Genomic DNA, 12,740 nt, shown 5'->3' with positions numbered 1-12,740 from the left:
ATGAACGCACCTGAGAACAACAACCGCCTCCCCGGCGGCTTCACCGCCGAGATCGCCACCGATCTGTCGTCCGGCCGCGTCGTGGACCTTGCCGAGGTCTACGCCCTCAACGCCGTGGACGACGCCGAACGCACCGCAATCGAGCAGTTCCTCGCCTCCGCACCGGCAGCAGACCGGGATGCCTTCAACGACCGTGTCCGGCAGGCCCGGGAGACCCTGGCCACCAGCTTCACCGCAGAGGAAGAGCCTCCGGCCGGGCTGCTGGACCGGATCATGTCATCCCTGCCTGCGCAGACGGCAGAGCAGGCCGCAGCGCAGATCCCCGCCGCAGTGCCCCTTCCCGGCAAGGGTCCGCAAGCGACGCCGGTGCTGCCGCATCCGGCACGCGACAGCTCCGCACTGCCCGCCACCGACGAACTCGGTGCGGCCCGCCAGCGCAGGGAAGAACGCCGCCGCCCGCAGGGCATGCGGAACTGGCTTATCGGCGTCGCCGCCGCAGCCGTGATCGCCCTGGGCGGCGTGGGCGTCGGCGCGTACGTGGCCAACCAGAACGATCCGCTGAATCAGGTGATGCAGGCCAGCGACGTCCGCCAGGCCACCGTTGACGTCAACGGCGGCGGCACCGCCACCGTGTCGATTTCCCCGTCCAAGGACGCAGCCGTCGTCAAAATGAACGGCGTCCCCGCTCCGCCCACGGGCAAGGTCTACCAGATGTGGCTGATCCCCAAGGACGGCTCTGCCCCGGTCTCACAGGGCCTCATGGACGCTGAAGCCCTGTCCAAGCCCGCGGTGGTCAAGGGCATCGGTTCCGCTGCCGCGCTGGGCATCACCGTGGAACCCGAAGGCGGATCCGCGTCACCTACCCTGCCGACCGTCGCAGCCGCACCGCTGGACGCCTAGCAACCTGCAGGACAGGGCAAAGCCGCCCGCACACACAAAGCCGCCCGGGCCTTGGCTCCTTCCGTAGAAGGACTCAAGGCCCGGGCGGCTTCTGTGTTGTGGCCGATGGACGTCTTGTCCGGCCGCTTTCCTGCCCGGCTAAATGACCAGCGAGAGCAGCATGACCAGGCCGAAGCTCACCACGGAGATCAGCGTTTCCATGACGGACCAGGTCTTGAACGTCTGGCCCACCGTGAGTCCGAACAGCTCCTTGACGAGCCAGAACCCAGCGTCGTTCACGTGTGAAAAGAACAGCGAGCCCGCACCGATCGCGAGCGCCAGGAGGGCTGCGTGCGTCGGCGACAGCGAACTGGCCAGCGGTGCCACGATGCCGGCGGCCGTCACTGTGGCGACGGTGGCCGAGCCGGTCGCCAGGCGCAGGGCAACTGCCACGATGAAGCCGAGCACCAGGACGGACATGTTGGTCCCCTCGGCCCAAGCCTTCACGGAGTCACCGACACCGGCACCGATCAGCGTCTGCTTGAAGCCGCCGCCTGCGCCGACGATCAGGATGATCCCCGCGATCGGGCCCAGGCTGGCAGCGATCTTGCTCGTGATCTTGGCGCCGTTCAGGCCCACGGCGTAGCCGAAGGTCACCATGGCCAGCAGGACGGCCAGGGTCATCGCCACCAGCGGCTGCCCGACGAAGTCGAAGAACATCCGGATCGCCGGGGCCGTCCTGGGGTCGGGCCAGATGATGTCCACGACGGCCCTGAGCAGCATGAGGACCACCGGGAAGAGGATGGTCAGCAGCGTGACGGTGAAGTTCGGCGGGCGCTTGACGCCCTCCATGTCCGCGCCGTGCACCGTGTCGACGCCGCCGGCGACGGCGGGGGCGCCCACCGGGACCCAGCGGGCCGCCAGACGGGAGAAGAGCGGGCCGCAGATAATCACCGTGGGGACGGCGATGAGGATGCCGAGGGCCAGGGTGGTGCCCAGTTCCGCCTTGACGGCGCTGATCGCAATCAGCGGTCCCGGGTGCGGCGGCACCAGCCCGTGCAGCACGGACAGGCCGGCCAGCGCCGGGATGGCGATGCGCATCAGTGGCATCTTCGAGCGCTGCGTGACCAGGACGATCACCGGCAGCAGCAGGACGAGCCCGATCTCGAAGAACATCGGCAGGCCGATGATCACGGCGACGAGGGTGATGGACCAGACCAGCTTGTTTCCGGTGGCCTTGGCCAGGAGGGTGTCGACCACCCGGTTGGCGCCGCCGGAGTCGGCGAGCAGTTTGCCCAGCATCGCGCCGAGGGCGACCAGCAGGCCGACTTCCTTCAGGACGCCGCCCACACCGTCTTCGAAGTTGGCGATCACCTTGGCCGGTTCCACACCGGCGGCGAGGCCGACGAATCCGGACCCCAGGATCAGGGCCAGGAAGGGGTGGAACTTGAATTTGGCGATCAGCACCACGAGCAGGGCGATGCCCAGGCCCGCAATGAGCAGTAGTTGGGTATTGACGCCGGTCCCGGCCTCAACGGCAGCCGGAAGCTGCATTGCTAACAGTGATTTCACAAAAATTCCTTGGTCGCGGCGGAACGCGGGCAGGCTCAGGGCCTGGCGTCGGCAGCGTCGAGATTAAGTCGGGTGATGATTTCCTGTGCTTCTTCCGCCGGCGTTGCGGAGACGGACAGGGAAATGAAGTTTTCGTCCGCTGTGGGGGCTTCGAGCGCGTCGAACTGGGACTCCAGCAGGGCAGGGGGCATGAAGTGCCCGTGGCGGGAAGCCAGCCGGTCGGAGATCTTGTCCCGTGATCCCTCGAGGAACACGAAGACCACCCCTTCGCCGCGCAGGACGTCCCGGTAGCGCTTCTTCAGCGCCGAACAGGTCACGACGCCGGGATTCCCGGCCCCGGTGTGGGCCCTGATCCAGTCGGCAATGCTTTCGAGCCAGGGCCACCGGTCCTCGTCGGTCAGCGGCTGTCCTGCGTGCATCTTCGCGACGTTTGATTCGGGGTGCAGGTCGTCGCCCTCGGCCAGGTCCCAGCCCAGCCTGCCGGCCAGAAGTCCCGCGACAGTTGATTTGCCGGATCCGGAGACGCCCATGATCACAAGAACGGGGTGTTGCGCAGTCTTCGCCATCAAAGTCTGCCTTCCATCAAATAAATATGATTTAAACAGAGGCCAGCTTATGGCAGAGGTTGTGCTGCAGCAACACTAGAAGCCGGCGATGGTCCCCTGGCCGTTGACTGTTACGACATGGAAGGCCTCGGCGCTGCGCCCGGCGGGAAGTCCGGCGCGGGCCCCGGTGCCGAGCATGAGGCCGCGGACCGTACGCTCCATGGCGTCGACGTCGGGATGCTGGCTGACGTGGATGTGGATGGCGGCCAGCTTGCTCTCCACATGCTCTGTGACGTCCACGAAGTGGTTTTCTCGCTCTTCCGGCCCGGCGAAGAGCCACAGCCAGGGCAATTTGTAGGCCTCCAGCCCGGCCTCGGCCAGTTCCGGATACGCAAACGGGTTTTCCAGCGCGGGGTACACAGCACGGGTCACGGCCTCCCCCACGGCCAGGTGGTCCGGATGGCTCTTCTGGATCCGGTTCCAGTTGCGTTCCGGATGCATGGACACCACGACGTCGGGCCGGAGCTGCCGGATCAGGCGCACCACCTCGCGCATCACCTCATGCGAAGGTTCGAGGTAGCCGTCGCGCTGGTGCAGGTAATGGATGTCCGTGACGCCGACCAGGGCGGCGGCGCGCTGCTGCTCCGCAACGCGCAGCCGCACGATTTCCTCGCGCTGCTCCGGATCAAAGCCGCCGGCATCGCCGTCGGTCATGATGCAGTAGCTGACCTGGACTCCGGCGGCGGTCCATGCGGCAACCGTGCCGGCGGCGCCGAAATCGATGTCGTCGGGGTGGGCCGTGAAACAAAGCACCCGCTCGATCCGGGAGCTCTCCGGGTCGAACGGGCTTTGTGCCGGCATGGCGGTGGTGCTCATGCGGTCAGCCTCTGCGCTTCTTGATTTCGGCGGTGGCCTGCGGCAGGACCTGGAAGAGGTCGCCCACAATGCCGAAGTCCGCGATCTCGAAGACCGGCGATTCGGCGTCCTTGTTCACGGCCACGATCACCTTGGCGGTCTGCATGCCGGCTTTCTGCTGGATGGCTCCGGAAATGCCCGCGGAGATGTAGAGCTGCGGCGCGACGGTCTTGCCGGTCTGGCCGATCTGCGCGTCGTGGCCGATCCAGCCGGCGTCCGTCGCAGCCCGCGAGGCGCCGATGGCCGCGCCGAGGGCGTCGGCGAGTTCCTCCAGCGGACCAAAGTTGCCGTCCACGCCGCGGCCGCCGGCCACGACGATCCGCGCCTCGGACAGATCGGGGCGTCCGCTGGCAGGCTTTTCGGCGCGCGCCGTGACCCGGGCGGCGGCCGCGGTCACGTCAGGGACCTGGACAGTGATGCTCTCCGGCGCCGTGCCGGTGACCGCGGGCTCGGGCGTGACGCTGTTGGGCTTCACGGTCAGCACGGAAACGGGGGTCGTGGCCTTCGCGGTGGTGGTGTACGATCCGGCCAGCACGGACTTGTGTGCCGTTCCGTCGGGGTCCACGGCCACGACGTCGGTGATGACGCCGGCGCCGAGCCTGATGCCGAGCCGGGCGGCGATTTCCTTGCCCTCGGCCGAGTTCTCGGCCAGGACCACGCCGGCCCCGGCGGCGTTTGCGGCCGCGGCCAGGAATGCCGCCTTGGGTCCTACGAGGTAGTCGTCGAGGTCCGCGGCAGACGGGCGGTACAGTGCCTGGGTGCCGTAGGCGGCCAGGGTCGAGGCGGCGTCGTCGTGCAGTTCGCCGTTGACGGCGGCGACGGTCTCGCCCAGGGAACGGGCGATCGTGAGAAGTTCCAGGCTCGACTTCTTCAGCGCCGCACCGGGGTTGTCGATGAAAACGAGTACTTTTGCCATGATTCGGATAATCCCCTTTAGAGCAGCTTCTGGGCGGCCAGGAATTCGACCAGCTGGATGCCGGCGTCGCCTTCGTCGGTGATGATGGTGCCGGCCGTCCGCGGCGGCCGGGCCTCTGCGGTCTCGACGGCGGTCCAGGAACCGGATTTGCCCACCTGGGCCGCGTCGACGCCGATGTCGGCAAGGCTCAAGGTGGTGATGGTTTTCTTCTTCGCCGCCATGATGCCCTTGAAGTTGGGGTACCGCGGATCATTGATCTGGTCGGTGACGGAAACGACGGCCGGCAGTGCGGCCTCAATGGTGTCCGCGTGGGTGTCGCCGTCGCGGCGGGCGGTGAGCTTGCCGGCGTCGAGCTCCAGGGACGCGGCGAAAGTTACCTGCGGGAGCCCCAGCCGTTCAGCGAGCTGTGCCGGGACCAGCGAGGTCTCCCCGTCCGTGGAGGACATCCCGGTGAGGATGAGGTCCGCGGGGACGTCCGTGCCCAGGTGGCGGATCGCGGCGGCCAGCGCCAGCGACGTGGCCGCGGCATCAGAACCGGCCAGGGCCTCATCGCTGAGGTGCACGCCTTCCGTGGCGCCGATCTGGAGGGACTTCTTCACCGCATTGACGGCCCCGGCCGGGCCCATGCTCAGTGCGATGACCTTGTTGCCGGCCGCTTCTCCGCCGCGGGCCTCGGTCAGCTGCAGCGCCGCTTCCAGGGCGTATTCATCCAGTTCGGACAGGATGCTTTCGGAGCGGTCCACCGTGTTGGCCTCACCGGTGAGGTGGCGGTCGAACTGCGCATCCGGGACGTGCTTGACCAGCACAATGATTTTCAGAGTTTCTTCCACTGTGTCTACAGCAGCCTTCCATGCGGGTGGACAGCCGCCCCTGACGGGGTCATGGCCACGGATCGCCCGGCAGCCGGGCTGTTCCTAGCTAACCATATAGCCGCCGGACAGCGCGGCCACGGTTAACGTCTGTGTCAGTGAACGGGCCCGGGACGGCAAAGGCCGGGCCGCACCTTTTCGGTGCCGCCCGGCCTGCCCGCTACTGCGCTGTTTGGCTGCTGCGCTGTTTGCCGCTGCGCTGTTTACTGCTGCGCTGGCCTCTTACTGCTCTGGTTACTGCTCAGCTCTACTGCTCAGCTGCGGCGCCGAGCGTCACGTCGACGTCCTTGAGCTGGCCGCCGCGCAGCACCGTCACCTTGACCGTGGCCCCGGCGGCTTGTTCCCGCACCGCCGCGGTCAACTGGTTGGGATCGCTGATGGTCAGGTTCTGGAACTTCGTCACGACGTCGCCGACCTTGATGCCTGCCTTGTCTGCGGCCGAGCCGGACTCGACGGTCGCGACCTCCGCGCCCACCGAGAACCCGGAGGAGGACGACCCTGCGGCCTTGGGCTTCACGCTGACGCCGAACTGCCCGTGGGAGGCTTTGCCGGCGCTGATGATCTCCTGGGCCACGCGCTTGGCGTTGTTGATGGGGATGCTGAAGCCCACGCCGATGTTGCCGCTGCTGCTTCCGCTGGCCGCGTCGCCGCCGGCGGAGGCGATCGCGACGTTGACGCCGATGATTTCGCCCTTGGTGTTCACCAGCGCGCCGCCGGAGTTACCCGGGTTGATGGCCGCGTCCGTCTGAATCACATTGATCGAGATGGAGCCCTGGTCCGCGGTGTTCGGAGTCTCGCCGCCGCCGGGGGGTGCGAACTGGAAGCCCTGGTCACCGCCCTGGGAGTTGTCCGCACCGTCCTTCGGCGCAGCCGAGGATGCCACGCTGATGGTCCGGTTCAGGGTTGAGACAATGCCGTCCGTGACTGTTCCGGTGAGTCCCAGCGGCGATCCTATGGCGACGGCGGTGTCGCCGACGTTCAGCTTGCCCGAGTCACCAAGCGTTGCCGGGACCAGCCCCGAGGGGTTCTCGATCTTGATCACGGCGAGGTCGGAAAGCGGGTCGGTACCGACGATCTTCGCGGAGAAGACCTTGCCGTCGCTGGTCCGGACCTCCATGGAAGCGTTGGCGGCCTTGCCGTCGAGTGTCACCACGTGGGTGTTGGTCAGCACGTGGCCCTGGGTGTCGAGGATGATCCCGCTGCCGGTGCCGCCGTCGCTGCCGCTGGTGGCTTTGATGGTCACAACACTCGGGGAAGCCTTGAGGGCGGCGGCGGTGATGGCGTTGACGTCGTCCCTGTTGTTGACGATCACCGGACCGGCCTGGCTCGTGTTGCTCGCGGCGGACGGGGCAAGACGGTCGCCCAGCAGGACGTTGCTGCCGGCCACCACGCCGCCGCCGATCAGGCCGGCGGCAACGATGCTGGCCACGAGGGTGGGGACGCCGAATGCCGCCTTGCGCTTGGGGGCGTGCGCCGGGTCGTTCGCAAAGGCCGGGCCGGAAGGGTAGGACGGACCCGACTGGGGCTGGCCGCCGGAGTGGGCACCGTAGGGGTTGGCGCCGTACTGGGACTGGCCGTACGGGGCTTGCTGCGTCTGGCCGTACGGGGTTTGCTGGGACTGGCCGTAGGGCGGGTAGCCGGGCTGGGAGGGCTGGTCTTGGCCGGGCTGCGATGGTCCGCCGTAGGGGCCTGTGTGCTGGGCCGGGGCGCCTATCTGCTGGGTGTCCGCGGCGGGGGGCTGGTGCTGCTGGTACACCGGACGCGGTGCGCCGTCCTCGGTGCGGTCCAGCCGGAGGGTCGGGTTCTCGGGCGCCGGGCTTCCCGCGGCCGGGCGTTCGGATACCGGATTTCCCGGTGCCGCCTCAGGCGTGCGGCCGGCATGCGGCTGCTCCGGCGAGCCCTCCCGCACTCCCGCCGGTTCCTGGTTCTGTTGTGTCGGCTCCGGTGACACACCTGGCACTGGGTTCTCAGTCATGAGACTTCCTTTCGTCCTCGTCTGCCTATAACTATGAACGCTCAGGCTGACACTAGAGCGGACATTTGCTGGGAGGTTCCTGAACGGACAGTTTGCGGCCTGCGGGCCCGTGTTTCCCAGTTTAGGCCCGTTTCGCTGGTGGCATATTCCCCGAGGTGGACTGCTATTTGGGTGCACCATAGAATCAAATGGAAATGCCACAGCGACCTGCGGCTTTACATCTGCGTGGGGGCGCTGCTGCTTTCTGTGACGGCTGGTTCGACCGAACCGGTCCCAGAAGTGCTGAAGGGTTGCACATGCGGTCTAAGTTGAATCGTTTCCTCGCCGTCCTAGGCGTCGCTGGATTGCTGGCGCTCCCCGCCGCTCCAGCCCTGGCCGAAGATCCGGTGACCATTCCGTCCGGGCAGAACATCGTGGACAGTGCGAACGTGCTCGGCAGCCGCAAGGCCGAAGTCCAGGACGCCATCCAAAAGCTCCTGAAGGACCACAAGTACAACCTCTACGTCATCACGGCAAAGACGTTCGAGAATCCGGCCGACCCCAAGGCGTGGGCCCAGGCCGTCGCGACCAACAAGGGCATGGGCAAGGCCGACGTCATCCTGACCATGTCCGACGATGGCAAGTACTACTTCTCACCCAGTTCGGCCAGCGCCATCTATCCCAAGACGTCCAACATCGTCCAGAACGCCATCGTGCCGAACCTGGCTGGCGGAAAGCGCGACTTCTCCCAGGCCGCCATTGATACGGCCGCTGCGGTGGGCGACGCGGCCGGCGGCGGCAGCGGAACGGTGCCCTCCGGCGACGGAGCGGGCAGCGCCGTCCTCGTGGGAGTCGGCGTCGTGGCTGTGGGCGGAGCTGGAACGTACCTGTACCTGCGCAGCCGCCGGAAGAAGGCCCTGCAAAGTTCGGGCGCGTCAGCCGGGGAAGGCTCGCAGCCGGACCCGCTGGCGGGGCTCAGCGTGGCCGAGCTGCGCCGGAAGAGCGATTCGCTGCTGATCGAGGCCGACGACGCCATCAAGTCCAGCGAGCAGGAGCTCGGATTCGCCCAGGCCCAGTACGGCGACGCCGCCGTGGGAAATTTCACCAAAGCGCTGCAGGAGGCCAAGGGCCACATGACGGAATCGTTCAAGCTGCAGCAACAGCTTGACGACCACATCCCCGACACCGAGGAGCAGCAACGGAGCTGGCTCGTTGAAATCATCGGCCGCTCCGAGGCCGCGCTGGCATCGCTGCAGGAACAGAAAGCGGATTTCGATTCCCTCCGGGAGCTGGAAAAGAACGCCCCTCAGGCCCTCGCCGCCGTCGGCGCCGGCGCCGCTGACGCCCAGGCAAAGCTTGCCAGCGCCGAACAGTCCCTGACCGATCTGCGGGCCAAGTACGCCGAGAGCGCCCTGGTCCAGGTTGCGGACAACATCAAACAGGCCAAGGAACGGCTCGACTTCGTGCAGAATGCCTCCACGGCGGCGCACGAAAAGCTCGCCGCGGGTGAGAGCAGCCTCGCCGCGGTCGCCGTCCGCGCCGCCGAGGAAAGCCTGCACCAGACGAACGTGCTGATCGGCGCCATCACCAAGGTGGCCGGCAGCCTCGACGAGGCACGCAACAGCCTGGAAGCCGCCGTCGTCGATACCGCCCAGGACCTGGCCCAGGCGAAGGCTATGATCCAGTCCGGTGCCCATCCGGAACTTGCCGGCCCGGTGGCCGCGGCGGAAGCTGCGCTTGCCCAGGTCAAGGCGGAAATCCAGGGCGGCAAGATTGATCCGATCGCGACGCTGGAACGGGTGGTCACGGCCCATCAGGCACTCGACCAGTCCCTGGCCGGAATCCGCGACCAGCAGGACCAGGCGCGCCGGGCCCAGGCCTCACTGCAGCAGAGCATCATGTCGGCCCAGGCCCAGATCAGCGCGACGTCGGACTACATCACCGCCCGCCGCGGTGGCGTGGGCACCGATGCCCGCACACGCCTGGCGGAAGCCCAGCGGAACCTGGACTATGCGCTCTCCATTTCCCGCACCGACCCTGTCACGGCCTTGCAGTACGCGCAGCAGGCCTACGCGCTGGCGGCACAGGCCGCGCAGCTGGCCCAGTCCGACGTTGACCAATTCGGCGGCTACGCCAACCAGGGCCAAGGCTACGGCCGGGGCGGCATGTTCGGCGGCAGCGGCGGAGGCGGCCTCGGCGGCGCGATCCTCGGCGGAATCCTCATCAACTCCATCCTCCACGGCGGAGGCGGCGGCTGGGGCGGCGGCGGCGGAGGCTGGGGCGGCGGAGGCGGCGACGATTCCGGCGGCGGCTGGGGTGGCGGCGACTTTGGCGGCGGCGGAGACTTCGGCGGCGGAGACTCCGGAAGCTTCTAGCCTGTTGGCCCGCCCCGCAGGTAAACAGTGACGGGAAACTTTACAGACCACGCGCCGGCCGCAACGGCCCGGACAGCGGATAGATGCGATACATCATCGATCACTGGAAGCAGTGAGACAACGGAGCAGGACGAAAGGTAACACCATGGTTAAGCAGTCCATTTTCGGCCGCATGGCGCAGCTGGCGAAGGCAAACATCAATTCGCTGCTGGACCAGGCCGAAGATCCGCAGAAAATGCTGGACCAGATGGTCCGTGACTACACGAACAACATCGCGGAGGCGGAGTCCGCCGTGGCCCAGACCATCGGCAACCTGCGCATGCTCCAGGACGACTACAACGAGGACGTCCGCAACGCCCAGGACTGGGGCAGAAAGGCCCTCGCCGCCTCGCGCAAGGCCGACGAGTACCGGGCTAAGGGCGACGTCGGCGATGCCGAGAAGTTCGACAACCTGGCCAAGGTAGCTCTGCAGCGCCAGATGGGTTCCGAGAACGAGGCCAAGGCTGCCGAGCCGAGCATCGCGTCCCAGACCGAGGTGGTGGACAAGCTCAAGCACGGCCTTGACCAGATGAAGGGCAAGCTCAACGAGCTGACCAGCAAGCGCAATGAGCTGGTGGCCCGGTCCAAGACCGTGCAGGCCCAAAGCCAGGTTCACGACGCCCTCAAGAGCATCAACATCATGGACCCCACCTCCGAGGTGGGCCGCTTCGAGCAGAAGATCCGCCGCGAGGAAGCCAAGGTCCGCGGTCAGCAGGAGCTCGCCGCCTCGAGCCTGGACGCCCAGTTCAATTCGCTGGAAGATCTTGGCGAGCAGACCGAGATCGAGGCCCGGCTGGCAGCGCTGAAGTCCGGCGGCTCCCGGGCGAACCTGACACCTCAGGATCGCCCGCCGGAGCCCGGCCCTTGTTGTGCCCTGGATTCACCGTACCGGCGCCCGCGCCGGCGGCCGCGCGTGTACCGTGGATCCATGTCTGCGACCCTTGTCTGGCTCCGTGACGACCTCCGGCTGGATGACAATCCGGCACTGGCGGAGGCCGCCGCCCTGCACCAACCCCTGACCGTCGTCTATGTCCTGGATGAGGAGTCACCCGGCATCCGGCCGCTGGGCGGCGCGGTGAAGTGGTGGCTCCACCATTCCCTGGCCGGCCTGGCCGCCGCGCTGGAGGCCACGGGCTCGCGGCTGGTGCTCCGCCGTGGCCCGGCCGACCGGATCATCCAGGACCTCGCGGTGGAGACGTCGGCAGACGCGCTGCTGTGGAACCGCCGCTACGGTGGCCCTGAACGCGCCGTCGACGCCGGTCTGAAGAGCTGGGCCAGCAGGGAGGGCCTGAACGCCACGAGCTTCCAGGCGAACCTCATGTTCGAGCCGTGGACCGTGCGCACCGGCAGCGGGGGCCCCTACAAGGTGTTCACGCCGTTCTGGAAGGCCTGCATGGCCGGTGCCGAACCCCGGCAGCCGCTGGCAGCCCCGGACCGGCTGCCGGCCCCTGCACACACCCGCAGCGGCAGCCTGCCGGCGAGCGAAACGCTCGAAAGCTGGGGCCTGCTCCCCCATAGCCCCGACTGGAGCTCTGGACTGGCCGGCACGTGGACACCGGGAGAAGCAGGCGCCCTCAGCCGCCTCGAGGATTTCGTGGACGGACCGGCGGCAGAATATGGCACCGGCCGCGACGTTCCGGGGGTCGAAGGTACCAGCCGGCTCTCGCCGCATCTGCGCTTTGGCGAAATCAGCCCCTTCCGGATCTGGCACACGCTGCGCCACAGCTTTGCGCCGGGGGCTCCGGCCGACGTCGGGATCTTCCGTTCCGAATTGGGCTGGCGTGAATTCTGCTGGCAGCTGCTGTACGAGAATCCGGATCTGGCGACGCGGAACTACCGGCCGGAGTTCGACCGCTTTCAGTGGCAGCCGGCGTCGGGCGACGAGCTCAAGGCCTGGCAGCAGGGCCGTACGGGCTACCCGATGGTGGACGCGGGCATGCGCCAGCTCTGGCAAACGGGCTGGATGCACAACCGCGTGCGGATGGCGGCCGCGTCCTTCCTGGTGAAGAACCTGCTGGCCGACTGGAGGCTGGGCGAGGCCTGGTTCTGGGACACGCTGGTGGACGCCGATGCCGCGAGCAACCCGGCCAACTGGCAGTGGGTCGCGGGCTCGGGTGCCGACGCGTCGCCGTATTTCCGGATCTTCAACCCGGTCACGCAGAGCAAAAAGTTCGACGCCGCCGGTCGTTACCTGCGCGGGTACATTCCCGAGCTCGCCGCGCTGGACGACAAAACAGTCCACGAGCCCTGGAAGGCCGACAGCGCCGCCACCGGCTACCCCGCGCCGATCGTGGACCTTGCCGAGTCCCGGGCACGGGCGCTGGCGACCTATCAGCGGCTCAAGGACGGCTGAGGGCCGGCTTTGTGCCAGCTGGGGCGGCCGGTTCAGGGGCGGCCGTGTCGGGTAAGTCCGGGCCCTGGGTTGCTTTGCCCGCCGAGGGCAGCCACCGAGGACTTAAAGCGGCTCTTCACAATGCAAAATGTGTACGGTGACGCTGATGCGCCGATTGTCAGTTATCGCGGCGACCAGCGGGGGGTGGCGATCGGCGGCCCGGTACGTCGAAGTCCGGCGGCGGTTCCTGCGCGAACATCCCGGCCACGCGCTGGACAGCTGGCCGCTGCCGGACGATGATTTCTCACAAGAGCGAGAGCTCACGACACGCTAATTTGGGGGCA

9 protein-coding genes and 1 pseudogene are annotated in these 12,740 nt (G+C 67.5%); 4 read left to right on the top strand and 6 right to left on the bottom strand.

Features of this window, described 5'->3' with window-relative positions:
- On the top strand, nt 1-900 hold the full coding sequence (locus AC1DXI_RS03185; RefSeq protein ID WP_476937404.1) for an anti-sigma factor: 900 nt from the start codon (nt 1-3) through the stop codon (nt 898-900).
- Between the two features lie 138 nt (nt 901-1,038).
- On the opposite strand, the gene AC1DXI_RS03180 is transcribed toward AC1DXI_RS03185, so the two are convergent.
- The 6 genes from AC1DXI_RS03180 to AC1DXI_RS03155 all read right to left on the bottom strand — a co-directional run bounded on the left by AC1DXI_RS03180 (nt 1,039) and on the right by AC1DXI_RS03155 (nt 7,671).
- Nucleotides 1,039-2,433, bottom strand: a complete 1,395-nt coding sequence (locus AC1DXI_RS03180) for a GntT/GntP/DsdX family permease (RefSeq protein WP_026538400.1) — start codon at nt 2,431-2,433, stop codon at nt 1,039-1,041.
- A 53-nt stretch (nt 2,434-2,486) separates the two neighbouring features.
- On the bottom strand, nt 2,487-3,017 hold the full coding sequence (locus tag AC1DXI_RS03175) for a gluconokinase (RefSeq protein ID WP_028277966.1): 531 nt from the start codon (nt 3,015-3,017) through the stop codon (nt 2,487-2,489).
- A 75-nt stretch (nt 3,018-3,092) separates the two neighbouring features.
- Nucleotides 3,093-3,872 carry a PIG-L deacetylase family protein gene (locus tag AC1DXI_RS03170; RefSeq protein ID WP_476937403.1) on the bottom strand — a complete coding sequence of 260 codons (780 nt, stop codon included), beginning with the start codon at nt 3,870-3,872 and terminating at the stop codon, nt 3,093-3,095.
- Nucleotides 3,873-3,876: 4 nt separating this feature from the next.
- Nucleotides 3,877-4,827, bottom strand: a complete 951-nt coding sequence (locus AC1DXI_RS03165; protein ID WP_476937402.1) for an electron transfer flavoprotein subunit alpha/FixB family protein — start codon at nt 4,825-4,827, stop codon at nt 3,877-3,879.
- Between the two features lie 17 nt (nt 4,828-4,844).
- A complete protein-coding gene (locus tag AC1DXI_RS03160; protein ID WP_476937496.1) occupies nt 4,845-5,645 on the bottom strand; it encodes an electron transfer flavoprotein subunit beta/FixA family protein in 801 nt (266 codons plus the stop codon).
- Nucleotides 5,646-5,943: 298 nt separating this feature from the next.
- Nucleotides 5,944-7,671 (bottom strand): S1C family serine protease, encoded by a 1,728-nt coding sequence (locus AC1DXI_RS03155; protein WP_476937401.1) that lies wholly within the window; start codon nt 7,669-7,671, stop codon nt 5,944-5,946.
- Between the two features lie 296 nt (nt 7,672-7,967).
- On the opposite strand from AC1DXI_RS03155, the gene AC1DXI_RS03150 reads away from it, so the two are divergent.
- The 3 genes and pseudogenes from AC1DXI_RS03150 to AC1DXI_RS03140 all read left to right on the top strand — a co-directional run bounded on the left by AC1DXI_RS03150 (nt 7,968) and on the right by AC1DXI_RS03140 (nt 12,417).
- The gene (locus AC1DXI_RS03150) at nt 7,968-10,025 is read left to right on the top strand and encodes a TPM domain-containing protein (protein WP_476937400.1); all 2,058 of its coding nucleotides are present in this window, start codon (nt 7,968-7,970) and stop codon (nt 10,023-10,025) included.
- Between the two features lie 145 nt (nt 10,026-10,170).
- Nucleotides 10,171-10,887 (top strand): annotated as a pseudogene (locus tag AC1DXI_RS03145) (PspA/IM30 family protein); the annotation flags it as partial.
- Between the two features lie 105 nt (nt 10,888-10,992).
- Nucleotides 10,993-12,417, top strand: coding sequence for a cryptochrome/photolyase family protein (locus AC1DXI_RS03140; RefSeq protein ID WP_476937495.1), 1,425 nt, complete (start codon nt 10,993-10,995; stop codon nt 12,415-12,417).
- Nucleotides 12,418-12,740 lie beyond the last annotated feature (323 nt).

The organism is Arthrobacter sp. P1_H7, assembly GCF_056405215.1.
The sequence above is the reverse complement of the archived record's forward strand: the minus strand, read 5'-3'. Positions and strand labels throughout refer to the sequence as shown.